We start from the raw sequence: 24,491 nt of genomic DNA, 5'->3' as shown, positions 1-24,491 counted from the left end.
GAACGAGATAATAGGCGGGAAGGCAAGGGCACCTCCATGGCCGAGTCGGAAGAGTTGCGGATCTTTCATCTGCTGCGCGCGGTGACCGTCGAATTCGGCCTGCGGCAGGCCGAGTTCGCCGCCCGCAACGCCATGCACCCGACGGACGTGCGCGCCCTGATCTGTCTGCTCGACGCCGAGCGGGACGGCACCCCGGCCACCGCCGGCCGGCTCGGGGCGCAGCTCGGCCTCAACTCCGCGGGCACCACCGCCGTCATCGACCGGCTCGAACGGCTCGGTCACCTCGCCCGGGTGCGGGACGAACGCGACCGGCGGCGGGTGCTGCTGCGGGTCGAGGACGGGGCGAAGGAACTCGGCCGGGCCTGGTTCGGGCCGCTGATCGACGGCACGGTGGCGCTGCTCGGCGACTTCGACGCCCGCGAGTCGGAGGCCGTACGCCGCTTCCTCACCGGCGTACGGGACCTCATGGCCGCCGGTGAGCCTCCGTCGGCACCTGTGCCTCCGCCTCCGCCAGGATCTCCGTGAGCCGGGCCCCGAAGCGCACGTCGCACGCGTGCGGCCTGCCGGTGCGTATCGCCTCGAGCAGCGCGTCCACCGCGCCGCCGAAAGCGCCCAGCGCGCCGTCCCAGCCCGGCATCGTCACCCGGCCCCGCTCCCCGTACAGGGCCAGGGCGGCCTCGGAGGCGGCGGGCGGGGCGCTGAGCGTGAGGGTGGCCGTGCTGCTCGCGCCCGAGGCGTGGCCGAGGACCAGATGGCGGGTGTCGGCCGGCCCGGCGGCGCAGCTCACCGAGGTGACGTCGCCGAGGACCGGGAGGTAGACGGAGAGGACGTGCGGGCCCACGTCCCACAGGCCGCCCTTCTCACGGCGCCAGGGCGAGGCCGCGTACGCGCTGTCCGAGCCGGGTGCGAAGAGGGAGCCCAGCCAGTGCGCCTCGCCGAGGAACCAGCCGCCGGCCGCCGCCTGTTCCTCGATCCAGCGGGCGGTGGGCTCCGCGAACCTGAGGGTGCAGAAGACGATCGACGCGACCCCGGCCGCCGTCACCTCCTCGGCCAGCTTGCGGGCCACCGGCACCGAGGTCGCCACCGGCTTGTCGAGGATCACATGACAGCCCGCGGCCGCCGCCCGGGCCGCCAGCGGGGCCTGGACGTCCGGCGGCAGGGCGATCGCTATCGCGTCGCTCGCCGCGAACAGCGCGTCCACGTCCTCGTACGCCCGGGTGCCGCACGCCGCGGCCAGCGCGGCCGCGGCCTCGGGCCGTCTGCCCCACACCCCGTTGAACTCCACACCCGCGTGCGCCGCGAGGGCGGGCGCGTGGGTGCGCTCGGCCCAGGGGCCGGTGCCGAGGAGACCGATACGGGGCTTCGTGCCCGGGAGCTTCGTCATGCCCTCCAGTCTGCCGGGCCGCGCCGACAGCGGGATCCGGGACGACCCGCAGATGCCCCTGGCTCGCCCCCGAGCGCACGCTCGGGGCGCACCCCCGACCCGCCGCACGCGCCCCCGACCCGGCCACACCACAAGCGTGCGAAACCCGGTGGCACCCCTCCCCTCCCCCGGTGTTAGCGTCTGCGGGCCGGCCGCGGGACTCCGGCGCGACTTCCGGGACCTGCCTCTACAGCAACGTATTCGTTGTTCGCGCCCCCATTCCCCGGCCGGCACCCGGGCGCCGGTACGGGCGAAGGAGCAAGGAAGCCGATGTCGGACCTCATCGCCGCCGAGGACGTGCTCCTCTTCGTCAACGCGGCCGTCACGGCCACCGGCCAGCGCGAGTTCCGCGCCACGGCCGAGGAACAGCGGCTCTCCCTCGACTTCCTCCACGCGTACGTGCGCGTCAACTACCGGCCGCTGTACGCCGCCGCGCTCGCGCTCGACATCAACGACCACAACGCCGCCCTGATCGCCGAGCAGCTGCTGCGCACCCCGCACGAGGCGGGCCCCGGCGAGGGCCGGCTGATCGCCGCGCGGCTCGCGGCGATGCCGCCGCAGCGCGTGTACCGGCTCTTCCGCACCCTGCGCGCCGCCGGGGTCAACAACCGCCGCACCCGCGCCATCGTCCGCGACTGGCTGACGGCCCGGCCCGACCTGGCCCATGACGCCGTGAAGTACCGGCCCGGGCTCAGGGCGGCCGTCCGCCACGCCCATCTGCCGTTCCCGGACGCGCCGGAGACGGGCGACTTCCTCTTCGCGCCGCGCCGCCGCGCCCGTTACGAGCACCGCACCCTGGAGGCGTACCGCAAGGCGCACCACGAGCACGGGGCGCAGTCGGCGCTGTACGAGCTGCCGTTCACGGTCGCCGAGGGGCTGGCCGCGAAGCACGGCGTGCCGCGCGCGGTGTTCCTGGAGCGGATCGCGCCGCGCATGACCCGCCTGGAGCGGCTGCGGACCCGTCCCGCCGAGGCGGGCACCGATCTGTCCGTGATGCCGCTGACGCGGCTCGCGCTGTACGTGCTGTCTCTCCCCTTCGGGGAGAGAAGGGAGCGGCGCGCCGAGCTGACCGGGGCGCTTCGGGCGGCGGCGCGGCGGGTGGCCGGGCCGCATGCCGGGAGCTGGGGCCGGGTGGCGGCGGTGCTCGACGACAGCTTCTCGGCGTCGGGCTCGGCGGTGAAGCGGCGCCGGCCGCTGGCCGTCGCGCTCGGCTGCCACTTCCTCCTGGAGGCGCTGGCCGCGCCCGGCGGGTACTCGGCGCACTGGACCTCGGGCGCCCGCGATCCGCTGCTCGTCCGGCCGTGGGGGGCGACGCCGCTCGGGGAGCGGATCATCGACGCCCTGGAGCGGGCGCCGGAGCGGCTGGTGATCGTGTCGGACGGCTGGGACAACGCGCCGCCCGGGCTCGCGGGCGAGGTGCTGCGGGTGTGGCGGACCCGGCTCGATCCGCTGCGCCGCACGAGCGTGGTGCACGTGAACCCCGTATACGACGCCGATGTCTTCGACGTGCGCCGGCTGGCGCCCGGGGTGCCGACGACGGGGATCCGGGACGCCGAGGACCTGTCGGCGCTGGTGGAGATCGCCCGGTTCGCGGAGGGGCGGGAGGGGCTCGCCGCGCTGCGGGCCTATCTGGACCGGCGGGTCGAGCTGTTCCTGGCGGCGCACTCCGGGGAGGCGGGGGCATGACGCGGATCGATCTGACCGGGCTCGCCGTCCGGCCGGCGCAGGTGTGGGGCGGGGTGCGGCTCGTGCCGCTGGTGCGGGACGAGCCGGTCGCCGGGCTGCGGCTGCGCCGCGAGGTGTACGCGCACGCCTGGGACGGCGCCGGCACGGTCGAGGTCGGCGACGGCACGACGTACACCTCGTACATCCCGCACGGCTTCGTCGCGGACTGGTCGGACGCGGGTGCGGGCGGGGACGGAGCCGTGTCGGGGGAGGCGGCCGTCTACGGGACCCGGCTCGGCGACGAGCCGCCGGTCGCGGTGCCCGTGCGGCGGCTCGCGCGGCGCCGCAGGGGCGAGCCGCGGCTGCGGTTCCTGCCGCTCCACCTCGCCCTGGAGGGCTATCTGGCGCTGCACTTCGGCGGCCCGTCGGTGGCGTGGGACGAGTGGTCCCGGGAGGCGGTACGGCGCGGCCTGTCGCCGCGCGCGGAGGCCGCGTACGCGGGGTGGGCGGTGCCGGGGCTCGCGGAGGCGCTGCGGGTGTTCGAGATCCATCCGGGGCAGTGCGGGATGCTGCTGTACGTGGCGGACGCGCTCGCCGCCGCCTTCGTCGTGCCGCATCCCGACGACTACCGGCTGCTGCACCCGACGCTGGTGGAGGACCTGTTCGGGGAGCTGGTGCACCAGTACGCGCACTACGGCGCGCCCGTGCCGGAGTTCCGGGCCTCGTTGGGGAGCGGCGCCTTCCGTACGCTCGGCGATCTGCGCCGGGCGGCGCGGGCGCAGGAGCGGGCGTGGGCCGAGGCGCACGACGGTCTCATGGCGCGGGACCTCCTGGAGACCCCGTACGCCTTCGAGCGGGTCCACGACCTGGGCGGCTTCCGGCTTTTCCGCTTCCTGCCGCCGTTCCTGCGCTCCGGGCAGGAACAGCACATCGGGGAGCTGATCAGCGACCACCGGGGGCGGACGGCCTATCTGAAGACGTTCCGGCTGTCGGAGGCGCAGATCCGGCGCGGGTACCTGCTGCGGCGGCTCGCGGACTGCGACTGGCACCTGGGGCGTACGGCGGAGGCGCTGGGCACCTCGTACGCGGAGCTTGTGGCGCGGATCACCCGGGCCGGTTTCGGTCCGCTGCTGAACGCGCACGAGATCGCACGGCGGCTGCGGGTTCCGGAGGAAGGCTGAGTAACACGGGGTTCACAAACGGGCAACCGACGGGAAATCCCGGGTTGCGAAGCTGCGCTCAGACGACACCGCCACCGCAGCTCTCGCACGTCGCGAGCCGCCACCGGCACCGGCACCCGCAGCACGCCAAAGGATGAGGCACGTGACCTTCAAGGCTGAGTACATCTGGATCGACGGCACCGAGCCGACCGCCAAGCTCCGTTCGAAGACGAAGATCATCCCGGGTGCGGTGCCGTCCCTGGAGGAGCTGCCGATCTGGGGCTTCGACGGTTCCAGCACGAACCAGGCCAAGGGTCACGCCTCGGACCGCGTCCTCAAGCCGGTCTTCGTCTGCCCGGACCCGATCCGCGGCGGCGACGACATCCTGGTGCTGTGCGAGGTCCTGAACACGGACATGACGCCGCACGTGTCCAACACGCGTGCCGCGCTGGCCGAGGTGTACGCGAAGTACGCCGCGCAGGAGCCGATCTTCGGCATCGAGCAGGAGTACACCTTCTTCGACGGCGAGCGCCCGCTCGGCTTCCCGGTCGGCGGCTTCCCGGCCCCGCAGGGCGGCTACTACTGCGGTGTCGGCGCGGACGAGATCTTCGGCCGTGACGTCGTCGAGGCGCACCTGGAGAACTGCCTGAAGGCGGGCCTGGGCATCTCCGGCATCAACGCCGAGGTCATGCCCGGCCAGTGGGAGTTCCAGGTCGGCCCGCTGGCGCCGCTCGAGGTCGCCGACCAGCTGTGGGTGGCCCGCTGGCTGCTCTACCGCACGGCCGAGGACTTCAACGTCTCCGCGACGCTCGACCCGAAGCCGGTGAAGGGCGACTGGAACGGCGCCGGCGCGCACACCAACTTCTCCACGAAGGCGATGCGCGAGGGCTACGACGCGATCATCACCGCGTGCGAGGCGCTGGGCGAGGGCTCGAAGCCGCTCGACCACGTCAAGAACTACGGCGCCGGCATCGACGACCGTCTGACCGGCCTGCACGAGACCGCCCCGTGGGACCAGTACTCCTACGGTGTCTCCGACCGCGGCGCCTCGGTCCGCATCCCGTGGCAGGTCGAGCAGGACCAGAAGGGCTACATCGAGGACCGCCGCCCGAACGCCAACGTGGACCCGTACACGGTGACCCGTCTGCTCGTGGACACCTGCTGCGAGGCGCTGGAGAAGGCCGGCCAGGTCTGAGCCCAGGGCTGGGACCAGGGCTGATCCCCGCGTTCTCCGAGAGGGGCGCCCACCGTACTTCGCGTACGGCGGGCGCCCCTCCGGCGTTGTCAGTGGCGCCTGCCACAGTGGACGCATGCTCGACATCACGGTGCAGACCGAGAACTGGGAGAGGCACGTCCGGCCGTCCGAGGAGGACCTGGCCGGGCTCGTGCGGCGCATCGGAGCGGAGGGGGACCGCTTCGTGATCGTGCAGCGGATACCGGACCTGCCGGCCGTCTTCGCCCAGGTCTGGCACGCCGACGACGGCGACTACCGGCTGGAGCACCGCGCCGGGGCGCCCGAGCTGCACTTCGAGACGCGGGTCGGCACCCCGGAGCGGGTGGCCGGGGTCCTCACCGCCTGGGCGCGCGGCGACGCGGACTGGGACGCGGGGCTCGTCTGGGAGAACATGGGCTTCCCGCCGGCGCCCGAGGTGCCCGAACTCCCCGACGAGGTCCGGGAGGGGCTGGCGGCGCGGGTGCGCGAGCTGCTGGTGTGCGGCTACGAGGACCGGGGGCGGCTGACCCGGATCGCGCAGGAGGAGGTGTTCTCCCCCGACGAGCATCCGGTCTCCCGGGAGCAGGCCGAGCGGCTGGTGGACCGGCTGTGGCTGGAGCGGGTGGCGGAGATGTCGGAGTGGGAGGGGACGACGGATCCGGAGCGGATCACGGCCGCGTTCCAGAGGCTGGACGCCGCCGGGATCGTGGCGCGGGAGAACTTCACCTGCTGCCGCTCGTGCGGCATCGGGGAGATCGGCGCCGAGGACGGCGCCGAGGAGGCGCGCGGGTTCGTCTTCTTCCACTCCCAGTGCACGGAGGGCGCGGCGAACGGCGGGCCGCTGCACCTGCTGTACGGCGGGTTCGACGGCTCGGCGGAGACGACTGCGGCGGTCGGCGGGGAAGTCGTGGAGGCGCTGCGCGGGCGGGGGCTGACGGTGGAGTGGGACGGGGATCCCGGGCAGTCGATACGGGTGACGGGGCTGGACTGGCGCAGGCGACTGGTGGGTTGAGGACGGTCGGCGGGAGCGGTGCGGTGGACTCGACCGGGCATGGGGGGTGCGCACGGGAATTCCCTCCTGGTTTAATAGGGATATGGCCCGCATCCAGAACGACACCGCTTCGAGGCGCTTCGACCTCGAGCCGTTCTGGCCTTCCCGGCAGCACCATGACTTCGACCGGTGCTGTCGGCGCGTGAGGAACGCGTCGGCCCTCTAAAGCCCGATCGGATCCGATATCCGGTCGCCGCGGCCTTCGGCCGACGCGCATGACACATGACGCACGACGTACGACGTCCACCGTCCGTTTGTGACTCGCGCGAAAGAGCTGAACTCTCATGGCCCACACGCAGACCGCCGCCGCCCCCGCTTCCCTCACCTCTCTCAACGCCCCTACGCGTCCCCGGCTCCGTGCCGTCGCGGCCGACGAGGTCGCCGGCCTCGCCCGGGTCGCCGAGTACCTGCCGCCGGGTGCCACGCTGCTGCCCGCGCCACAGCACACGCTGCCCGCGCTGCCGGGCCGGCCGCCGATGGTCGGGTATCTGGTGCTGCTGCCCGCCGACGACGAACCGCCGGTGGCGCCCGTCGCCGAGCAGGGCCCGGTGGCGATCGACAGCGTCCAGCGGATCGCCCGGGTCGACGGGCAGACACTGGACCTGACGTACCTGGAGTTCGAGCTGCTGGCCCATCTGGTCGCGCATCCGCACCGGGTGCACACGCGCGACCAGCTGGTCACGACCGTGTGGGGCTACGGGCACGTGGGCGACGGCCGGACCGTCGACGTGCACGTGGCCCGGCTGCGCCGGAAGCTGGGCGCCGAGCACCGCCACACGATCCAGACCGTGCGGCGGGTCGGCTACAAGTACACCCCCTGACCAGGGTCAGGCGGTACGCCTCGACTTCGCCCGGGCGGTGAACGCCAGGGCGAGGTCGACGGCCGGGAACGCCACCAGGCTCAGGCCGGGCAGCGGCACGAACTCTCTCTCCGGCGCTTCGGTCGCGGTTCGCGGTGATCTGGGGGACATTCGATGCGTAACGCTTCCGGAGGGTCGGAGGAGTCGCCGTATGCCCGCCATTCCCGCCGCCACCGTCGCCAACCTGCGGGATCTCGGCACGCTCCCGCTCGGCGCGGGGCGCAGTGTGCGCTCAGGCCTGGTCTTCCGGTCGGCCCAGCTGGACCGGCTGGAGGCGGAGGACGCGGTGGTGGCCGGGCTCGGGATCCGCACCGTGATCGACTTCCGCACCGAGGCCGAGCGGGCGGAGCGTCCCGACCGGGTGCCGGCCGGGACGCGGACCCTCGTCGCGGACGTGCTCGCGGACTACCTCGCGACCAGCGGTCTGCCGCCCGCCGCCCGGCTGAAGACGCTGCTGTCGGATCCGGCGCTCGCCGAGGAACATCTGGGCGGGGGCCGGGCGCAGGCGGCGTTCGCGCGGACGTACCGGGCCTTCGTGAACACGGACTCGGCGCGCGCCTCCTACCGGGCCTTCCTCACCGAGCTGGGCGATCCGTTCGCCGGTCCGGTGCTCTTCCACTGCACGGCCGGGAAGGACCGCACCGGCTGGGCGGCGACGGTGCTGCTCTCGCTGCTCGGGGCGGATGAGGAGACGGTGCTGGCCGAGTACCTGGCGGTCAATCCGGGGGTGCGGGAGGCCTTCGCGCCGCTCATCGAGGGCTTCACGCTGCAGGGCGGCGACCCGGAGCTGGCGCTCGCGCTGCTCGGGGTGGTGCCGGAGTACCTGGAGGCGGCGCTCGACGAGGTCGCGGTGCGGCACGGGACGATGGAGAAGTACGTACGGGAGGGGCTCGGCGTGCCGGACGAGGTCACCGACATCATCCGCGAGCGGCTGACGGTGTACGCCGCCTGAGGGGCGTGTCCCGGTCCCCCGGGTGCCCGCCCCGGGGTGACCATCGCACCATTCGCTCGTTCTGCTGAACGTGAGCACCCAGGAACTCGCCCCCGCTCCCGTAGACGTCGAGCACGCCGAGGCCGCTCTCGTCGAGCACTATCCGCGGCTCGTCCGGATCGCCTATCTGGTGCTGCCGCCCACGCTCGGGCGCAACCGCCGGGTGCTGACCGCGCACGCGCTCGTGCAGCGCTCGCTCCCGCGCCGCCGCACCTCCACCGCCTCCGCCAAGGCGGCCGTGCCCGGCGCCCGGCAGGCGGCGGAGGACGCGGTGGATCCCGGGTACGCGTACGTACGGGGCGAGGTGCTGCGGCAGGCGCTGGTCGCCGGGCTGCCGTTGCGGCGCCGGGCGCTGCCGCGGCGGGCGCAGTTCCCGCCGCTGCTGCCGCACGTGTGGGGGCTGCGGCTGTTCCCGCGGGCGGGCGGCGCCGACGAACTGGCCCTGGACCAGCGGCTCTCCGCGCTCTCCGGGCCCGGCCGGGCGGCGTACGTGCTGCGCGGTCTGGAGCGGCAGGGCGACCCGGAGGTGCTGCGGGTCCTGGCGGCGGCCGGGGTGGCGGACCCGGAGGCGGCGCTCGCCGAGGCGGACGAGGTGGAGGCGTCAGGGGGGCCGGGCGGGGCCGCGCTGCTCGACTCGCCCGAGTTCGACCCCTGTTCGCTCCAGGCGCGGCCGACGGACCTGATGCGGCGGCGGCAGCACGGCAAGGCGGCGCTCGCGGCGGCCGCGGCGGTCCTCGTGTGCGGGGCGCTGCTCGGGCTGCCGGGCGACGGCTGGGGCAGAAACGGTGCTGCGGCCCCGTCGTACGCCCGCAACCCGGCGGCCGAGGCGGCGCTCGACCCGGCCGGTCTGAAGCGGGTCGGGCCGGACGACTGGCGGCTGTCGTCCCGTACCGACTTCTCCGTGTGGCCGGCCCGCGGCGAGCTCACCGGCGACTCGGCGCTGCTGCGCCGGGCGCTCGCCGTGTGGGCGCGGCCCGGGCCGACCGTGCAGGCGTCGGCGACGCCCGGCACGCCACCGGGCCCGCCGATGGGCCCGGCCCAACTCCTGTTCGCGGGGCAGGTCGACGCGGCGCGCGTGGTGCTCTTCCACGACGGGCTGCGGGTGGTGCGGTACGCGGAGCCGGTCGGCGACACGAGTGGCGCGGCGCTCGACTTCGCGCGTACGGACGGGGCGGACGCGGTCGGTTCGGCGGCGCTCGTGGTGTCCCGCGCGGCGGGCAACGTCCGTTATCTGACGGCCCCGTGGGTGACGGAGGCGGCGGTACGGGACCTCCTCGTGCCCGGCGGGACGGCGCGGGCGCTCGTGCGGGACGGGTACGGGGTGACGGAGCCGATCCCGAGTCCGGTGACGGAGCGGGGGCCGGGCTGTACGCGCTGGAGCGTGCTCCAGGTACGGGACGGGGAGGGCGTCCAGGTGCTGACCGATCTCGGGGAGCTGGCCCCGGCCCGGCTCACGTCCGGCCCGCCCGGCCACGCCGCGGACGTGACGGGCGCGGCGGCGCGGGAGCGGTGGGCGCGGGTGGCGTGCCAGCTGGCGGCGGTGCGGTCGCACGGGGTGCGGTCGGTCAACGCGTGGGCCTACGCGACGCAGCGGCTGCCGGAGGGCGCGGGGCGCGCGGAGTGGGTGTGCGCGCGGGCGGAGACGTGGCGGGGGACGGGGAGCCGGAGCCTGGCGCTGTTCCGTGCGACGGGGACGATGCGGGTGGCGGTGCTCGCGGCGCGCTCGGAGGGGACGCCGGCGTGCGGGGTGCGGGAGCCGCGGGTGCTGGCGGGGGTGGTGTGGCAGGCGCGGAGTGGGGGGTGGTGGCTGCTGGCGGCGGGGTCCGAGGACGTGGCGTCGCTGGAGGTGACGGGGGCGGTGCGCGGGCGTGCCGAGGGGAACGTGCTGGCGGTGAAGGCCGCGCAGGGCAGCAGGGCCGACCTGACGGGGACGTTGCGGGACGGGACGCGGGTGGGGGCGCTGCGGTGACTTGCTCGCCTGCCCCGTTGTGGGCCGGCGGCGTCGCCCCACGACGGAAACCCGTGTGCAAACCCGTGCGCGACCCCTAGTCGTGTCGCTTACCGCTCAGTACATTGACGCCATGTCTAATACGCAGCCTGCACCGGTGGCGTCCGAGCACATCGAGCTCAAGGCCCGCAAGGTCTCCTTCGACTGGGAGGACACCCCGCTCCACTGGGTGCCCGACGACCCGTTCACCACGCACACCATCAACGTGCTGCATCTGCTCCTGCCGGCCGGTGAGCGCTGGTTCGTGCATGTCTACAAGCAGGTGTTGCCGTACATCACCGACGAGCGGCTGCGGGCGGACGTGATCGGGTTCATCGGGCAGGAGGCGGTGCACTCGCAGGCGCATGACGACGTGCTGCCGCATCTGAGGCGGCTGGGGCTCGACCCGACGCCGTACACCGCGCAGGTGGACTGGTTCTTCGAGAAGCTGCTCGGGGACCGGACGCTGCCGCCAGGGCGGGCACGGCGGTGGTGGCTGATGGAGCGGGTGGCGCTGATCGCCGCGATCGAGCACTACACGGCGTTCCTGGGCAACTGGGTGCTGAACGCCGACGAGCTCGACCGGGTCGGGGCCGACCCGGTGATGCTGGACCTGCTGCGCTGGCACGGCGCGGAGGAGGTCGAGCACCGGTCGGTGGCGTTCGAGCTGTTCCTGCACCTGGACGGCGGCTACCGGCGACGGGTACGGACCTGGGCGACGGCCTTCTCCGCGCTGGTGTTCATGTGGCAGCGCGGGGTGCGGTTCTTCATGGAGAACGACCCGACGGTCCTCGACGCGAAGCCGAGCGTCGGACAGTTCGTGCGCAAGGGCCGCGAGGGCGTGCTGCCGTCGACGCCCGACATGCTGCGCTCCATCCCCCGCTATCTGAGCCGCGCCTACCACCCCACCCAGGAGGGCAACACCGCCCAGGCCGTGGCCTACCTGGCGAGCTCCCCCGGTGCCAACGGAGGTCACCGCTGATGCGCGTACGCACGGTCGTCCTCGTCGCCGGGGGCGCGCTCCTCGTCAAGCGGGCGCTGCGGCGCCGGATCAACGCCTCGCCGCTGTGGCCGCTGCCCGCCCTCGAGGAGCCGATCTCGGGCCACGGCAGCCGGCTGGCCACCGTCACCCGGCGGGTCCTGGTCGCCGAACGCACCGAGCCCGCCGAGGGCGTGGTCCAGCTGCGTCTGGAGGGCGCGGGGCTGCCCGCGTGGCAGCCGGGCGCGCACATCGACCTCGTCCTCCCGTCCGGGACCGTGCGGCAGTACTCGCTGTGCGGCGATCCGGCGGACAGCGACGGCTACACGATCGCGACCCGGCTGATCGAGGACGGCCGGGGCGGCTCGCGCGAGGTGCACGAACAGCTGCACGTGGGCACGGAGATCGAGATCCGCGGGCCGCGCAACCGCTTCCCGCTCGCGCCCGCGCCCGCCTACGTCTTCGTCGCCGGCGGCATCGGGATCACGCCGGTCCTGGCGATGGTCCGCGCGGCGGAGGCGGCCGGGGCCGACTGGCGGCTGCTGTACTGCGGGCGCAGCCGCGCCACCATGCCGTACGCCGACGAGGTCGAGAAGCTGGGCCGCGGCCGGACGACCCTCGTGGCCGAGGACGCCGAGGGGCGGCCGGAGCTCGCCTTCCTCGGCGAACTCCCCGCCGAGACGGCCGTGTACTGCTGCGGGCCCGAGGGCCTGATGGACGCCGTGACCGCCGCCCTGCCCGAGGGGCGGACCCCGCACCTGGAGCGCTTCTCGGCCGCCAGGGCCGAGGGCGGGACGCCGTTCGAGGTCGAACTGCGGCGCACCGGGCGCACGTTGGAGGTGGCGGCCGACCAGTCGGTCCTGTCCGCCGTGCGCGAGGCCGTGCCGGGTGTTCTGTACTCCTGCCAGCAGGGGTTCTGCGGGACCTGCCGACAGCGGGTGGTCGAGGGCGAGATCGACCACCGCGACGAGCTGCTCACCGACGCCGAGCGCGCGGACTCGATGCTGATCTGCGTCTCGCGCTGCGCGGGCGGGCGACTCGTCCTGGATCTCTGAGACCTCTGAGACCGCTGACGGTCAGGGGGCTACGGCAGGATCCAGTCGAAGGCCAGGGTGGCGACCAGGCCGCCGCCCAGGAGCCAGGTGGCAAGCCGCGTACGGCCGTTGCGGGAGAGTTCGATCACGACCCCGCAGAGGATCATGGCGAGCCCGTACACCCCGACCACCAGGACGGACGTATGGGCCGCCAGGCGCACCACGAGGACGACGCCGAGCACCACGAGCAGCACCGATCCGACGACGACACGCAGGAGGCGGGCCTGCCGCGGGGTGAGGCCGGTGCGGTCGTCCTCGTCGGGGAGTCCGCCGTCCGTGGTGTCCTGCTCAGAAGCGCTCATATGCCGGGAGCGTAACGGACTCCCGTTAGGCTGTTCGCATGACGACCGGAGTGCGCCGCAGGATGGGCGTCGAGGAGCGCAAGCAGCAACTGATCGGGGTGGCCCTGGAGCTGTTCAGCCACCGCTCCCCCGACGAGGTCTCCATCGACGAGATCGCCGCCGCCGCGGGCATCTCGCGGCCGCTGGTCTACCACTACTTCCCCGGCAAGCAGTCGCTGTACGAGGCGGCGCTGCGGCGCGCGGCCGACGAGCTGGCCGCGCGCTTCGTGGAGCCGCGGCAGGGCCCGCGCGGCGCGCGCCTGCTGCGGGTGATGCGGCGGTTCTTCGACTTCGTGGACGAGCACGGGCCGGGCTTCGAAGCGTTGATGCGCGGCGGCCCGGCAGTCGGCTCCTCGACGACGAACGCGATCGTCAACGAGGTGCGTCAGGCCGCGTACGAGCAGGTGCTCATCCAGCTGGAGGTCGAGAAGCCCTCGGCCCGGCTCGAACTGGTCATCCGTTCCTGGGTGTCGCTCGCCGAGTCGACCGCCCTGCTGTGGCTGGACGGGCGCCGGGTGCCGCGCGAGGAGCTGGAGCTGCAGCTGGTGCACGACTTCGCGGCGCTCGCCGCGGTGGCCGCCGCGTACGACGCCGACATGGCGGAGATCCTGGTCCGGATGCTCGCCGACGAGCCGGCCGACGGGCCGTTCGGTGACCTGGTGGCGCGGCTCGTCGCGCTCGTGCCCGGGATGCCCGGCCAGGTCCCGGGTGAGGTCCCGGGGCAGTTCCCGGGTCAGCGCTTGGCGTAGGACGGGTCGAGGTCGCGGACCTCGGCGGAGAGGGTGACGCCCTCGGTCTCCTTCACGAAGCCGGGCAGCAGGTCGAGGACGGCCGCCGACAGGCGGGCCTTGGCCTCGGGCGTACGGCCCGCCAGCAGCGCGATGTCGACGTGGACGAGGGCCGGGGCGCCGGTGCCGTCGCCGGTCACGGTCTCCTCGATCTCCCGGAAGCTCGTCACGCAGGCGTCCAGCCGCGCGTCGACCGTCTCCACGACGATCGGGTGCAGCGCGAGGGCGAAGCCGCGCCGGTCGAGGGGCGCGGAGTAGTCGACGGTGATGTGGGGCATGGCACTCGCTCGTTCCTGCTGGTACAGACGGGTCGGAAGACACCTTTACGGTGATCGTCATGACGGCACAAGTGACCTTCCGGCAGGCGGACACCCGCGATCTCGACACACTGGTGCGGCTGCACGACGACGCCGCCCGGTGGATGGTGGCGAACGGCATCGACCAGTGGCGGCCCGGGACGCGCGGGCCCGACCACTTCCGGGCGCGGATCTCGGAGGGCGAGGTGTGGCTGGCCCTCCACGGCGAGCGCGCGGTCGGCGCGTACGAGCTGTGGTGGGCGGACGAGGCGGTCTGGGGGGCACAGCCGCCGGTGGCGGGCTATGTGCACCGGCTGATGACGGACCGGGCGGCGGCGCCCGCCGGGACCGGGCGGGTGCTGCTCGCGCACGCGGAGGAGCGGATAGCGGCGGCGGGCCTGGGGCTCGCGCGCCTCGACTGCGAGGCGCGCGATCCGCGGCTGCGGTCGTACTACGAGGGCGCCGGGTACGCGGCGGTCGTGGAGCGGCTCGACAAGGTGGCGGCGGACGGGCGGGAGTACTCCGTGACGCTGATGGAGAAGGCCGTGCCCCCGTCCTCGTAGCAGACGGGGGCACGGCCGGTCAGCAGCCCGCCGCTACCGCGCGGTGAAGACGGCCACCGTGCGGGCCGGGACCGTGAAGGTGCCCGAACCCGCCTCGTAGGAGGCGGACTTCACCACGGCGTCGGAGCCGGCGGCCTGCACCGGGTGGAGGCGGTACGCGGTGCCCGCCAGGGCCGCGACCGTCTGCTTGCGCTCCTGCGGCGTGGCGTTGAAGACCACGACCAGGTCGCCGAGGCGCATGGTGATCACGCCCGGGGTCTCGTCACGGCCGGACAGCGGGAAGGACAGGGCGCCCTGGACCTGTCCCGCCGTGGCGAGCGAGAAGACGGGCTCGGTGCTGCGGATCCGCAGCAGGTCGCGGTACGCGGCGGAGGCGCCGTCGATCTCCGCGCACCCCGGCTGCAGGGCCGCCGCGGCGCCCGGGGCGAGCAGCGGCCTGGCGTAGGACCACTTGGACCTGTTGTCGGCGGCCGGCGGGAGGCCGCGGCCGAAGCCGTTGCCGTCGCGGCAGTCCCAGTGGATCGCGTTGAACCAGTCGCCGCTGTCGAACGAGTTGCGGTCGAGCGACTTCGACCGCAGCAGGTCACTGCCCGCCTGGGCGAGCGCCGGGCCCTGCGAGAGCGTCGTCGTCGCCATGGCGAGGACCTGCATGCGGGCCCGGTCGGCGGCCGTCGTCGTGGCCGGCAGCTTGAAGGCGAGGGCGTCGTAGAGGCTCTCGTTGTCGTGGGCGTCGGCGTAGGCGAGGGCGTCGCCGGGGACGGCCGCGTAGCCGGCCGGGGCGCCGTTGTAGTCGACCTCGGAGCCCTTGACCGTGCGCCCGGAGGTGTCGGTGAAGGAGTAGGAGGCGAGGCTGCCGGACAGGCCGACCTTGATCAGGTCCTGGTAGTGGAGCAGCCGGGCCCGCTGCTGCTCCGGGCTGCCGTTGGCGGCGGACGCGTTCGGGTCGGTGTAGAGGCCGGAGGCGAAGCCCTGGATGCGGGGGTCCTCGTCGAAGGGGCCGCCGCCGCGGACGGCGTCGCGGGCCCGGTCGGAGAAGGTCGCGATGCCCGTGCCGGCCATGTTCTTCTGGGTGGCCTGGACGAAGCGGGCGTCGTCGGCGACCTCGCCGAAGTTCCAGCCCTCGCCGTAGAGGATGATCGCCTTGCCGTCGACGCCGTCCTTCTCGACGGTCAGGGCGTCCAGGGCGGCCCGCACGGCGAGGATGTTGGCCTTGGGGTGGTGGCCCATGAGGTCGAAGCGGAAGCCGTCGACCTTGTACTGCTTGGCCCAGGTGACGACCGAGTCGACGACGAGCTTGCCCATCATCGCGTTCTCGGGCGCGGTGTTGGCGCAGCAGGTGGAGGTGGCGACGGAGCCGTCGGCCTGGAGGCGCTGGTAGTAGCCGGGGACGATCCGGTCGAGGACGGACTTGTCGGACTGTCCGGCGGCGACGGTGTGGTTGTAGACGACGTCCATGACGGTGCGCAGTCCGTCGCCGTTGAGGGCCTGGACCATGCGCCGGAACTCGACGGTGCGGCGGGTGCCCTCGGGGTCGGTGGCGTACGAGCCCTCCGGCACCGTGTAGTGCAGCGGGTCGTAGCCCCAGTTGTAGGCGTCCTTGGCCGCGGCGGCGGTCACGCAGGCCTGCTGCTCCTCCGAGTCGGGGGCGTAGACCTTCAGGTCACAGGCGGGGGCGGTCTGCTCGGACTTCTTCTCCGGGACGGTGCCGAGGTCGAAGGCCGGGAGGAGGTAGACGTAGGAGGTGCCGGCGGCGGCCAGCGCCTTCAGGTGCCGGGAGCCCTTGCTGCCCCGGTCCGTGAAGGCGAGGTAGGTGCCCCGGTCCGCGGCGGGCACGGTGCTGTCCGCGATCGAGAAGTCGCGGATGTGCAGCTCCTGGATCTCGGCGTCGCGCAGCGGCACGGCGGCCGGCTTCCTCAGGCCCTGCCAGCCCTTCGGGGCGAGCCGCGGGTCGGCGAGGTCGACGACGAGGCTGCGCGCGGAGTCGGTGGTGAGGGCGGTCGAGTACGGGTCGGTGACCTTGTTCTCGACGACCTGCTGGACGCTCGGCGCCCAGACCTTCACGGCGTACCGGTACGGCTTGCCCGCCCATGTCCGCGGCCCGGTCACCGACCAGACGCCGGAGGCGGCGTCCCGGCGCATCGGGACGCGCTTGCCGTCCAGTTCGAGGGCGACGGACTGGGCGGTCGGCGCCCACACGGAGAGGGTGGGGCGGCCGGCGCGGAAGACCGGGCCGAGGGCCTTCCGGGTGGCCTGCGCCGCGTACAGGTCGTCGAGCACGCCCGCCGTCTGCACGCCGGTGGCCGCGAGCAGGGCGCCGTTCGCGGCGCGCTGGGTGGCGATGAGCTGGCCGCGCAGGGAGCTGCGCACGCGGTCGGCGTCACGCGGGTCGACGGTGAAGGCCGGGTAGTCCTTGAGGTGCGGGAAGCGGGCCTTCTGGGCGTCGGTGAGGGCGGCCGGGTTCAGCCGGAGCCAGCGGCCCTCGTCGCTCAGGGCGCCGTCGGTGACGGTGAGGCCGCCGTCGGCCGCGTAGACCAGCTGCTGGCTGGTGGAGTCGGTCGCCTTCACCTTCCAGACGACGGTGTTCCGGTCGATCCACTGCGCCTCGGACTTGCCGAGGTCGAGGTTCGGGGTGCCGCCGGAGGTGGGCAGCAGGTATGCGGGCTGTCCGGCGAGCAGCCACACCTCGTGGCCGTACGTGCCGAGGTCGAGGGACTGGTCGGTGGGCAGGTCCTTGGCGTCGCCCTTGTGCACGATGTACGAGAGCGAGCTCGCGCCCTCCGCGAGCGGCACCTCGTACACCGCGCCGTACGCGTCGAAGCGCGTCGGCGGCAGCGGCCGCGACCAGTCGGTGGGCTGGGCGGCCCCGGTCCACAGGTGCAGGCCCCAGCCGGCGTAGTCCCCGTCCGGGCGCTGGTAGTGGATGACGACCTTGGTCTTGTCCTGCTGGACGGGCGCCGGGTCGGTGTCGGCCTGCCCGGTGTCGCCCTGCGTGATCCAGACCTCGCCGGTGCGGGCGAGGGTGATGCTTCGCTGCGGGCCGTCGGGGGCGCCGTCCTTCTCCACGGTGTACGAGACGGTGGACGCGCCCTCGGGCACGCGCACCCACGCGAACGCCCCGTAGGCGTCGCGGCCGGTGAAGGCCGCTTCCTGGTCCGCTGCCCGCAGCTTCCAGCCGTCGTAGTTCCCGTCCTGCCGCTTGTAGTGCACGACGGCGTACGTGCGCTCGACCGCCACCGGCTTCTCGGGGGCGGGCGGTGCGCCGGCCGTCGAGGCGGCGAGGGCGCTCGCGGTGCGGCCGGCGGAGTCGACGGCGACGGCCTTGTAGCGCAGGGCGGTGCCGGCGGGGGCGGCCACGGTCTGGGTGACCTTGAAGGGGGCGTGGTCGGCGGTGCCGAGGGTCTTCCAGGGGCCGTCGCCGACCTGGGCGGCGAAGACGACCCGGTCGAGGCCGCCGCCGCTGACGTCGGCGCCGATCTCGACGGTGCCGGTGGCGCCGGCGGCCGGGGCCTTGAGGCTCACGGTGGGCGCGGTGGCGGGGGCCGGGAGGGGCGCGTCGGCCTTGAGGACCAGGGAGGAGAGGGCCGGGACGGTGAGGGTGACCTTGCCGTTCTCGGCCGTCAGGGAGCCCTCGCCTCCGTACAGGACGCGGAAGGCCGCCGAGTCGACCGGGACGGTGACGGTCTTCGGCTCGGTCGCGCTGTTGGTGGCGACGAGGTACTCCGTGCGCTGCCGGGCGTCCGTGCGCGAGAAGGCGTAGACGGAGCCCTCCGCGTACCGCTCCTGCTGCACGCCGTCGCGCAGGGCGGGGTTCTCGCGGGTGAGCTTCGACAGCGCGGCGATGGCGCGGTAGACCGGGTGGCCGGTGTCGTACGCGTCCGAGGCGTGCGTGCGGTCGGTGCCGAGCTGGTCGTCGTCGAGGTAGTCGGCGACCTGGGAGGCGAAGAGGGTCTGGCGGGCGTCCTTGTCGCCGCCGGCGCCGGTGAAGCCCTGTTCGTCGCCGTAGTAGACGACCGGGTTGCCGCGGGACAGGAACATCAGCTCGTTGGCGAGGCGGTCCCGCCGGACGAGTTCGGCGTCGGAGGCGCCCGGGTGGTCCTGCTTGAGGAAGGTCCCGATGCGGCCCATGTCGTGGTTGCCGAGGAAGGTGACCTGCTCGTAGGCGTTGGCCTTGTCGGTGGTGTAGCGGTAGTCCTCGGCGAAGACCTTCGCCAGGCGGTCGGCGCCGGCGCCCTGGGAGGCGTAGGCGCGGGCGGCGTCCTGGAAGGGGAAGTCGAGGGTGGCGTCGAGGCGGCCGCGGGTGACGTAGGGGGCGGTGACGGCGGGGTCGGCGGAGTAGACCTCGCCGAACATGAAGAAGTCCGGCCTGCCCTGCTTCTTCGCGTAGGCGTCGAGGGCGGTGGCCCACTGGGTCCAGAAGTCCAGGTCCACGTGCTTGACCGTGTCGATCCGGAAGCCGTCCACGTCGAAGTCGTGGACCCACTTCTCGTAGATCTTCTTCATGCCCTCGACGACCTCGGGGCGCTCGGTCCACAGGTCGTCGAGCCCGACGAAGTCGCCGTACTCGGCGGACTCGCCGGCCCAGGTGGAGTCGCCGCGGTTGTGGTACATGGTCGGGTCGTTGAGCCAGGCCGGGACCTTCGCGTCGGCCTTCTCGGGCGCGACGACCGGGGTGTACGGGAAGGAGTCCGCGTCCACCTTCCCGATCCGCTGCCGGTCGTCGAAGGGGCGGCCGGTGGTGTCGAGGTACGGGTAGGCGCCCTTGGGGCGGTAGCCGTACTTCTTCTCGGCGTAGTCGACGGTGTCGGCGGTGTGGTTGGTGATGACGTCGAAGAAGACCTTCATGCCCTTGGCGTGGGCGGCGGCGATGAGCTTCCTCAGGTCCTCGTTGGTGCCGAAGTGCGGGTCGACCTGGGTGAAGTCGGTGATCCAGTACCCGTGGTAGCCGGCGCTGGCGTCCTTCCCCTCGCCCTGCACGGGCCGGTTCTTGAAGATCGGCGCCATCCAGATCGCGGTGGTCCCGAGCCCCTTGATGTAGTCGAGCCGGTCCGTCAGCCCCTTGAGGTCACCGCCCTGGTAGAACCCCTTGTCCGTCGGGTCGAAGCCGGTGGCGGTGCGGCTGCCGGTGAGGCCGCCGCGGTCGTTGGCCGGGTCGCCGTCGGCGAAGCGGTCGGGCAGCACGAAGTAGAACTGCTCGCGGGTGAGGTCGTGCCGGGCGGGGGTGGCGGCGAGGGCCCGGTCGGAGGGCGGCGGAGGCGGCGCGGCGGCCGCCGCCACGGGCAGGGCCGGTACGAGGGCGGCGCACAGGGCGGCGGCCGTCACGACCGCCGTTCTCTTGCGTATCACGAGGGTGCTCCCAGGAGGTACGGGAAAGAGAGGGCCGCCCCGGCGGGGCGGCCCTGGAACACGGGGAGGCGTGGCTAGTTGCGGAAGGTGTCGTTCAGGACGACCTGGCCGGAGGCGGGGACGGTCGCGGTGCGGTTGGCACCGGACTCCCAGGTGACGTTCCCGGCCGCGTCCTTGCGGAGGTACTTGTACTCGAAGGCCGTGCCGGCCGGGAGGCTCGCGTCGAGCTTCCAGACGGGGTACGAGGCCGGGTCGAGCTTGAGGGCGGCGGCCGGGGCCCAGTTGCCGAGCTCCGGGCGGTTGCCCGTGACGTAGATGTTCTGGCCGGGCACGGTGGTGGCGTTGACGTTGAACGAGGCGCCGGCGGTGACCGGCTGGGCCGCGCAACTCGTCGCGCCCACCCGCAGGGCTAGCGCCGTGTTGGCGCCCAGCGTGGCCGTGAACTGGCCCGCGGAGTTCACCGTCACCGGGTTGCCCGACTGCACGTCGCAGTAGGTGCCCGCGGCCAGGGAGGTCTGGAAGGTGCGGGTCAGCGCGGCGGACTCGTGGTTGATGGCCACGTACGCCTTGCTGCCGCGCCCGAAGGCGATCTGGTTGTTGCCGTTGTCCCACCAGTCGGTGACGCCCTGGCCGCGGGCCGTGTTGCGGAAGGCGACCATGGAGGCGATCTCGCGCCAGGCGTGCTGGCACTTCCAGCCGTCGCTGTAGCAGGCGTTGACCTGGTGGTTGTTGGGCGCGCCGGCGTCCTTGTCGGTCCACTCGTAGCCGGAGTGGACGTCCGGGGAGCCGTAGGGCCAGGCGAGCATGAAGACGGCGGCGAGGGTGTAGTTGGCGCCGTCCTTGTAGTTGAGGGTGTCGCCGCCGCGTTCGGTGTCGTGGTTGTCGACGAAGACGCCGGCCTGGCCGCTGGGCAGGTAGCCCCAGGCCTCGCCGAAGTTCTTCAGGTACGCGAGCTTCTCGCCCTGGAAGACGCGCTTGAGGTCGCGGGCGTAGCGGAACTCCTGGACGTCGCCGTTGCCGAGGTACTCGCTCGGGGAGACGGCCTCGCCGGCGCCGTAGATGGCCTCCTGCTTCCAGTAGACGGAAGGGTTCGTCAGCCGGGACTTGATGTTCGCGAGGTCGGCGGCCGGCATGTGCTTGGCGGCGTCGACGCGGAAGCCGTCGACGCCGAGCGACAGCAGGTCGTTCAGGTACCCGGCTATCCGGCCGCGGACGTAGTCCTCTCCGGTGTCGAGGTCGGCGAGGTTGACCAGCTCGCAGTTCTGGACGTTGGCGCGGTCCTGGTAGTTGGAGATGGTCGCGCGGCAGTCGTCCATGTCGGCGCCGGAGTAGACGCCGGGGTAGTTGTACTTGCTGTAGGAGGAACCGCCGGTGCCGGTGTAGGTGGCGTTCGGGTCCGAAGGGCCGGCCATGTGGTTGATCACGGAGTCGGCGACGACCTTCACGCCCGCCGCGTGACAGGTGTCGACCATGCTCTTGAAGGCGGCGCGGTCGCCGAGCGGGCCGGCGATCTTGTAGCTGACGGGCTGGTAGGCGGTCCACCACTGGGAGCCCTGGACGCGTTCCTGCGGCGGGGAGACCTGCACGTAGCCGTAGCCGGCGGGGCCGAGCTGGTCGGTGCACGCCTTGGCCACCGACGCGAAGTTCCACTCGAACATCACCGCGGTGACGTCCTTCTCGCCGGGCGGGGCGGCCTGGGCGGTGGGGGGTGCCGTGACGGCCACAGCGGCTCCTGCCACAAGGGCGAGTGCAGCGGCCACGGTCTTTCTTGCCATGTTTCCTCCTGTACGACGTCCCTGTCGCAAGAGCTCCGCACTGAGCGGTTCGCAAGAAGTTGCCGAAAATTCAAGCAACTGTTTTCAGCCGTGACCGTAGGGGCGTACAGGTGTGCGGTCAACCCCCCGCACACCTCGGCGCAAGCGATTGCGCAAAGAGTTACGCGACGGCGCCCGGCAGCCGCGCCGGCGGCTGCGCCGTCGAGCCCCGCACCACCAGCTCCGGCTGGAACACGAACTCCGTCCGCTGGACCGGGTTTCCCTCGATCTCCTCGATCAGCGCGCCCACCGCCGCCGTCGCCATCGCCTGCACCGGCTGACGGACCGTCGTCAGCGGCGGGTCGGTGAACGCGATCAGCGGGGAGTCGTCGAAGCCGACGACGGACACGTCCGTGGGCACGTCGAGGCCCCGGGCGCGGGCGGCCCGCACCACGCCGAGCGCCATCAGGTCGGAGCCGCAGACGATGCCGGTGCAGCCCTCGGCGAGCAGCAGGTCGGCGGCGGCGTGGCCGCCCTCGACGCCGAACAGCGTGGGCCGCACGAAGCGTTCGGCCTCCGCCCGCTCGACGCCGAGCAGGGCCCGCAGCTCGGCGGCGAAGCCCTCCGCCTTGCGGCGCGAGGGCACGTAACGCGTCGGCCCGATGGCGAGCCCGATCCGCTCGTGGCCGAGTTCGACCAGGTGCCGTACGGCCATCCGGGCCGCGGCCCGGTCGTCGGGCGAGACGAAGTTGGCGTCGATGTGCTCGTTGAAGCCGTTGATGAGGACGAACGGCACCCCGCGGTCGGCGAGCCGGGTGTAGCGGGCCGGGTCGGCGGTGGCGTCCGCGTGCAGCCCGGACAGGAAGACGATGCCGGCCACCCCGCGCTCCACGAGCTGGTCGACCAGCTCGTCCTCCGTGGCGCCGCCCGGCATCTGGGTGCAGAGCACCGGGGTGTAGCCGTGGCCGGCCAGGACCTGTTCGACGACCTGGGCGAAGGCCGGGAAGATGGGGTTGGTCAGCTCGGGCACGACCAGGCCGATCAGGCCGGCGCTGCGCCGTTTGAGCCGTACGGGACGCTCGTAGCCGAGCACGTCGAGCGCGGCGAGCACCTTGTGCCGGGTCGCGCCGGCCACACCCGCCTTGCCGTTGAGGACGCGGCTGACGGTGGCCTCGCTCACCCCGGACTGGGCCGCGATGTCCGCGAGCCGCGGGGCGCCCCCTCCGGCGCCCCGCGGCAGGGGGATCGTCACACCGCCCACCAGACAGTGGTGTCCGCGGGCAGCTCGACGACGGCCTCCCCGTCATGGGAGACCGGCTCGTTGGCGAGCAGGAACCGGCCGGGCAGCGGGACGGAGATGGCCCGGCCGGTGGTGTTGGCGGTGCAGACGAAACCGTCGCGCCGGAAGGCGAGGACGCCCTCGGGGGCGTCCAGCCACTCGACGGACTCGCCCGCGCCGAGCCCCGGCTGTGCGCGGCGCACGGCGAGCGCGCTGCGGTACAGCTCCAGGGTGGAGGTGGGGTCGCCGGTCTGCGCCTCGACGCTGAGCGCGCCCCAGGTGTCCGGCTGCGGCAGCCAGGAGCCGCCGGCCCCGAAGCCGTACGAGGAGCCCTCGACGGTCCACGGGATGGGCACCCGGCAGCCGTCGCGGAAGCCGTCCTGGCCGGACGCCCGCCAGAACGACGGGTCCTGGCGGACCTCGTCGGGCAGGTCCGTGACGTCGGGCAGGCCGAGCTCCTCGCCCTGGTAGACGTACGCGGAGCCGGGCAGCGCCAGCATCAGCAGAGTCGCGGCGCGGGCCCGGCGCAGACCGAGTTCGCGGTCGCCGGGGGTGCGCAGCTGGGTGCCGAGGCCCGCCGGGTTGGCGAAGCGGGTGGCGTGCCGGGTGACGTCGTGGTTGGAGAGCACCCAGGTGGTGGGGGCGGCGACGGGGCGCATCGCGGCGAGCGAGGCGTCGATGACGCCGCGCAGCTCGGCGGCGTCCCAGTGGGTGCCCAGGTACTGGAAGTTGAAGGCCTGGTGCATCTCGTCGGGGCGCACGTAGTTCGCGGTGCGGTCGACGGTGGGGGTCCAGGCCTCGGCGACGAGGACGCGCTCGCCGTCGTACTCGCCGAGGACCTTGCGCCAGGAGCGGTAGATCTCGTGGACGCCGTCCTGGTCGAAGAAGGGCATGACGTCGTTGCCGAGCAGCTTCAGCTGGTCGTGGCCGCCGATGTCGGGCAGGCCCTCGGCCTTGACCAGGCCGTGGGCGACGTCGACGCGGAAGCCGTCGACGCCCATGTCGAGCCAGAAGCGCAGGATGGAGCGGAACTCGTCGCGGACGGCCGGGTGTTCCCAGTTGAAGTCGGGCTGCTCGGGCGCGAAGAGGTGCAGGTACCAGTCGCCGGGGGTGCCGTCCGGGTTCTCCGTACGGGTCCAGGCGGGGCCGCCGAAGATGGACTCCCAGTCGTTGGGCGGGAGTTCGCCGTTCACGCCCTTGCCGGGGCGGAAGTGGTAGCGCTCGCGCAGCACCGAGCCGGGGCCCTCGCGCAGCGCGCGCTGGAACCACTCGTGCTGGTCGGAGGAGTGGTTGGGGACCAGGTCCACGATGATCCGGAGGCCCAGTTCGTGGGCCTCGCGGATGACGGCGTCGGCGTCGTGGAGGGTGCCGAACATCGGGTCGATGGCCCGGTAGTCGGCGACGTCGTAGCCGGCGTCGGCCTGCGGGGAGGCGTAGAAGGGGGAGAGCCAGACGGCGTCGACGCCGAGCTCCTTCAGGTACGGCAGCCGGCTGCGGATGCCCATGAGGTCGCCCATGCCGTCGCCGTCACCGTCGGCGAAGCTGCGCGGATAGACCTGGTAGATCACCGCGTCTCTCCACCATCCCGACTGCGTGCCGGTGGTCGGGGCGGCGTCAGCGGCGGCGGTGGCGAGGTGCTGGGTCATGTCTTCCTTGCGTCGTAAGGACATTCGTACGGTCTTTCGTACGGGGTCGGTCCGGCGT

Annotated in this window: 19 protein-coding genes; 12 read left to right on the top strand and 7 right to left on the bottom strand. The window is 73.2% G+C overall.

Features of this window, described 5'->3' with window-relative positions; translation table 11 throughout:
* Window positions 1–36 precede the first annotated feature (36 nt).
* A complete protein-coding gene (locus ACIRSU_RS19295) occupies window positions 37–525 on the top strand; it encodes a MarR family transcriptional regulator (RefSeq protein ID WP_403793573.1) in 489 nt (162 codons plus the stop codon).
* Here the strand turns inward: ACIRSU_RS19295 and ACIRSU_RS19290 are convergent.
* On the bottom strand, window positions 464–1,384 hold the full coding sequence (locus ACIRSU_RS19290) for a Gfo/Idh/MocA family protein (RefSeq protein ID WP_403793571.1): 921 nt from the start codon (window positions 1,382–1,384) through the stop codon (window positions 464–466). The genes ACIRSU_RS19295 and ACIRSU_RS19290 overlap by 62 nt on opposite strands.
* Window positions 1,385–1,693: 309 nt before the next feature.
* Between ACIRSU_RS19290 and ACIRSU_RS19285 the strand changes: the two genes are divergently transcribed.
* From ACIRSU_RS19285 to ACIRSU_RS19245, 9 genes are all read left to right on the top strand, one after another.
* Window positions 1,694–3,109: a hypothetical protein gene (locus ACIRSU_RS19285; protein WP_403793569.1), complete on the top strand. Its 1,416-nt coding sequence runs from the start codon at window positions 1,694–1,696 to the stop codon at window positions 3,107–3,109.
* Window positions 3,106–4,269, top strand: coding sequence for an ARPP-2 domain-containing protein (locus ACIRSU_RS19280; protein WP_403793567.1), 1,164 nt, complete (start codon window positions 3,106–3,108; stop codon window positions 4,267–4,269). The genes ACIRSU_RS19285 and ACIRSU_RS19280 overlap by 4 nt, the downstream gene beginning before the upstream one ends.
* A 142-nt stretch (window positions 4,270–4,411) precedes the next feature.
* A complete protein-coding gene (gene glnII / locus ACIRSU_RS19275; RefSeq protein WP_403793565.1) occupies window positions 4,412–5,443 on the top strand; it encodes a glutamine synthetase in 1,032 nt (343 codons plus the stop codon).
* Window positions 5,444–5,558: 115 nt separating this feature from the next.
* Window positions 5,559–6,473, top strand: a complete 915-nt coding sequence (locus ACIRSU_RS19270; RefSeq protein ID WP_403793563.1) for a DUF6891 domain-containing protein — start codon at window positions 5,559–5,561, stop codon at window positions 6,471–6,473.
* Between the two features lie 323 nt (window positions 6,474–6,796).
* A complete protein-coding gene (locus ACIRSU_RS19265; RefSeq protein ID WP_403793561.1) occupies window positions 6,797–7,333 on the top strand; it encodes a winged helix-turn-helix domain-containing protein in 537 nt (178 codons plus the stop codon).
* A gap of 190 nt (window positions 7,334–7,523) precedes the next feature.
* A complete protein-coding gene (locus tag ACIRSU_RS19260; RefSeq protein ID WP_403793560.1) occupies window positions 7,524–8,324 on the top strand; it encodes a tyrosine-protein phosphatase in 801 nt (266 codons plus the stop codon).
* A 70-nt stretch (window positions 8,325–8,394) separates the two neighbouring features.
* On the top strand, window positions 8,395–10,332 hold the full coding sequence (locus tag ACIRSU_RS19255) for a hypothetical protein (RefSeq protein ID WP_403793558.1): 1,938 nt from the start codon (window positions 8,395–8,397) through the stop codon (window positions 10,330–10,332).
* Window positions 10,333–10,444: 112 nt separating this feature from the next.
* Entirely contained in the window at window positions 10,445–11,332 is an 888-nt protein-coding gene (locus ACIRSU_RS19250; protein ID WP_403793556.1) for a metal-dependent hydrolase, read from the top strand.
* On the top strand, window positions 11,332–12,384 hold the full coding sequence (locus ACIRSU_RS19245; RefSeq protein ID WP_403793555.1) for a PDR/VanB family oxidoreductase: 1,053 nt from the start codon (window positions 11,332–11,334) through the stop codon (window positions 12,382–12,384). Before ACIRSU_RS19250 ends, ACIRSU_RS19245 begins: the two co-directional genes overlap by 1 nt.
* A 29-nt stretch (window positions 12,385–12,413) precedes the next feature.
* Here the strand turns inward: ACIRSU_RS19245 and ACIRSU_RS19240 are convergent, their stop codons facing one another.
* A complete protein-coding gene (locus tag ACIRSU_RS19240; protein ID WP_403793553.1) occupies window positions 12,414–12,725 on the bottom strand; it encodes a hypothetical protein in 312 nt (103 codons plus the stop codon).
* Between the two features lie 38 nt (window positions 12,726–12,763).
* Between ACIRSU_RS19240 and ACIRSU_RS19235 the strand changes: the two genes are divergently transcribed.
* Window positions 12,764–13,513 (top strand): TetR/AcrR family transcriptional regulator, encoded by a 750-nt coding sequence (locus ACIRSU_RS19235; RefSeq protein ID WP_403793551.1) that lies wholly within the window; start codon window positions 12,764–12,766, stop codon window positions 13,511–13,513.
* On the opposite strand, the gene ACIRSU_RS19230 is transcribed toward ACIRSU_RS19235, so the two are convergent.
* Entirely contained in the window at window positions 13,498–13,830 is a 333-nt protein-coding gene (locus ACIRSU_RS19230; protein WP_403793549.1) for a 5-carboxymethyl-2-hydroxymuconate Delta-isomerase, read from the bottom strand. The two genes, ACIRSU_RS19235 and ACIRSU_RS19230, sit on opposite strands and share 16 nt — an antisense overlap.
* Before the next feature lie 59 nt (window positions 13,831–13,889).
* On the opposite strand from ACIRSU_RS19230, the gene ACIRSU_RS19225 reads away from it, so the two are divergent.
* On the top strand, window positions 13,890–14,411 hold the full coding sequence (locus tag ACIRSU_RS19225) for a GNAT family N-acetyltransferase (RefSeq protein ID WP_403793547.1): 522 nt from the start codon (window positions 13,890–13,892) through the stop codon (window positions 14,409–14,411).
* Window positions 14,412–14,444: 33 nt separating this feature from the next.
* Here the strand turns inward: ACIRSU_RS19225 and pulA are convergent, their stop codons facing one another.
* From pulA to ACIRSU_RS19205, 4 genes are all read right to left on the bottom strand, one after another.
* On the bottom strand, window positions 14,445–19,754 hold the full coding sequence (gene pulA / locus ACIRSU_RS19220) for a pullulanase-type alpha-1,6-glucosidase (protein ID WP_403793545.1): 5,310 nt from the start codon (window positions 19,752–19,754) through the stop codon (window positions 14,445–14,447).
* A 74-nt stretch (window positions 19,755–19,828) separates the two neighbouring features.
* Window positions 19,829–21,529 (bottom strand): carbohydrate-binding module family 20 domain-containing protein, encoded by a 1,701-nt coding sequence (locus ACIRSU_RS19215; RefSeq protein WP_403793543.1) that lies wholly within the window; start codon window positions 21,527–21,529, stop codon window positions 19,829–19,831.
* A 160-nt stretch (window positions 21,530–21,689) separates the two neighbouring features.
* On the bottom strand, window positions 21,690–22,769 hold the full coding sequence (locus tag ACIRSU_RS19210; RefSeq protein ID WP_403793541.1) for a LacI family DNA-binding transcriptional regulator: 1,080 nt from the start codon (window positions 22,767–22,769) through the stop codon (window positions 21,690–21,692).
* Window positions 22,757–24,433 (bottom strand): alpha-amylase family glycosyl hydrolase, encoded by a 1,677-nt coding sequence (locus ACIRSU_RS19205; RefSeq protein WP_403793539.1) that lies wholly within the window; start codon window positions 24,431–24,433, stop codon window positions 22,757–22,759. The genes ACIRSU_RS19210 and ACIRSU_RS19205 overlap by 13 nt, the downstream gene beginning before the upstream one ends.
* Window positions 24,434–24,491: the final 58 nt, after the last annotated feature.

It is taken from the genome of Streptomyces sp. NPDC101160 (assembly GCF_044768205.1).
In the GTDB taxonomy this organism is placed as follows: Bacteria; Actinomycetota; Actinomycetes; order Streptomycetales; family Streptomycetaceae; genus Streptomyces.
Note: the sequence above shows the minus strand (reverse complement) of the source record. Positions and strands in the feature narration are given on the sequence as shown.

Excerpts from the sequence above, each read along its gene's own strand:
- ACIRSU_RS19240 (WP_403793553.1), bottom strand. The coding sequence starts at position 12,725 with ATGAGCGCTTCTGAGCAGGACACCACGGACGGCGGACTCCCCGACGAG.
- ACIRSU_RS19260 (WP_403793560.1), top strand. The coding sequence starts at position 7,524 with ATGCCCGCCATTCCCGCCGCCACCGTCGCCAACCTGCGGGATCTCGGC.
- ACIRSU_RS19285 (WP_403793569.1), top strand. The coding sequence starts at position 1,694 with ATGTCGGACCTCATCGCCGCCGAGGACGTGCTCCTCTTCGTCAACGCG.
- ACIRSU_RS19265 (WP_403793561.1), top strand. The coding sequence starts at position 6,797 with ATGGCCCACACGCAGACCGCCGCCGCCCCCGCTTCCCTCACCTCTCTC.
- ACIRSU_RS19205 (WP_403793539.1), bottom strand. The coding sequence starts at position 24,433 with ATGACCCAGCACCTCGCCACCGCCGCCGCTGACGCCGCCCCGACCACC.
- ACIRSU_RS19290 (WP_403793571.1), bottom strand. The coding sequence starts at position 1,384 with ATGACGAAGCTCCCGGGCACGAAGCCCCGTATCGGTCTCCTCGGCACC.
- ACIRSU_RS19215 (WP_403793543.1), bottom strand. The coding sequence starts at position 21,529 with ATGGCAAGAAAGACCGTGGCCGCTGCACTCGCCCTTGTGGCAGGAGCC.
- ACIRSU_RS19230 (WP_403793549.1), bottom strand. The coding sequence starts at position 13,830 with ATGCCCCACATCACCGTCGACTACTCCGCGCCCCTCGACCGGCGCGGC.
- ACIRSU_RS19250 (WP_403793556.1), top strand. The coding sequence starts at position 10,445 with ATGTCTAATACGCAGCCTGCACCGGTGGCGTCCGAGCACATCGAGCTC.
- ACIRSU_RS19235 (WP_403793551.1), top strand. The coding sequence starts at position 12,764 with ATGACGACCGGAGTGCGCCGCAGGATGGGCGTCGAGGAGCGCAAGCAG.
- ACIRSU_RS19280 (WP_403793567.1), top strand. The coding sequence starts at position 3,106 with ATGACGCGGATCGATCTGACCGGGCTCGCCGTCCGGCCGGCGCAGGTG.
- ACIRSU_RS19295 (WP_403793573.1), top strand. The coding sequence starts at position 37 with ATGGCCGAGTCGGAAGAGTTGCGGATCTTTCATCTGCTGCGCGCGGTG.
- ACIRSU_RS19225 (WP_403793547.1), top strand. The coding sequence starts at position 13,890 with ATGACGGCACAAGTGACCTTCCGGCAGGCGGACACCCGCGATCTCGAC.
- ACIRSU_RS19270 (WP_403793563.1), top strand. The coding sequence starts at position 5,559 with ATGCTCGACATCACGGTGCAGACCGAGAACTGGGAGAGGCACGTCCGG.
- ACIRSU_RS19245 (WP_403793555.1), top strand. The coding sequence starts at position 11,332 with ATGCGCGTACGCACGGTCGTCCTCGTCGCCGGGGGCGCGCTCCTCGTC.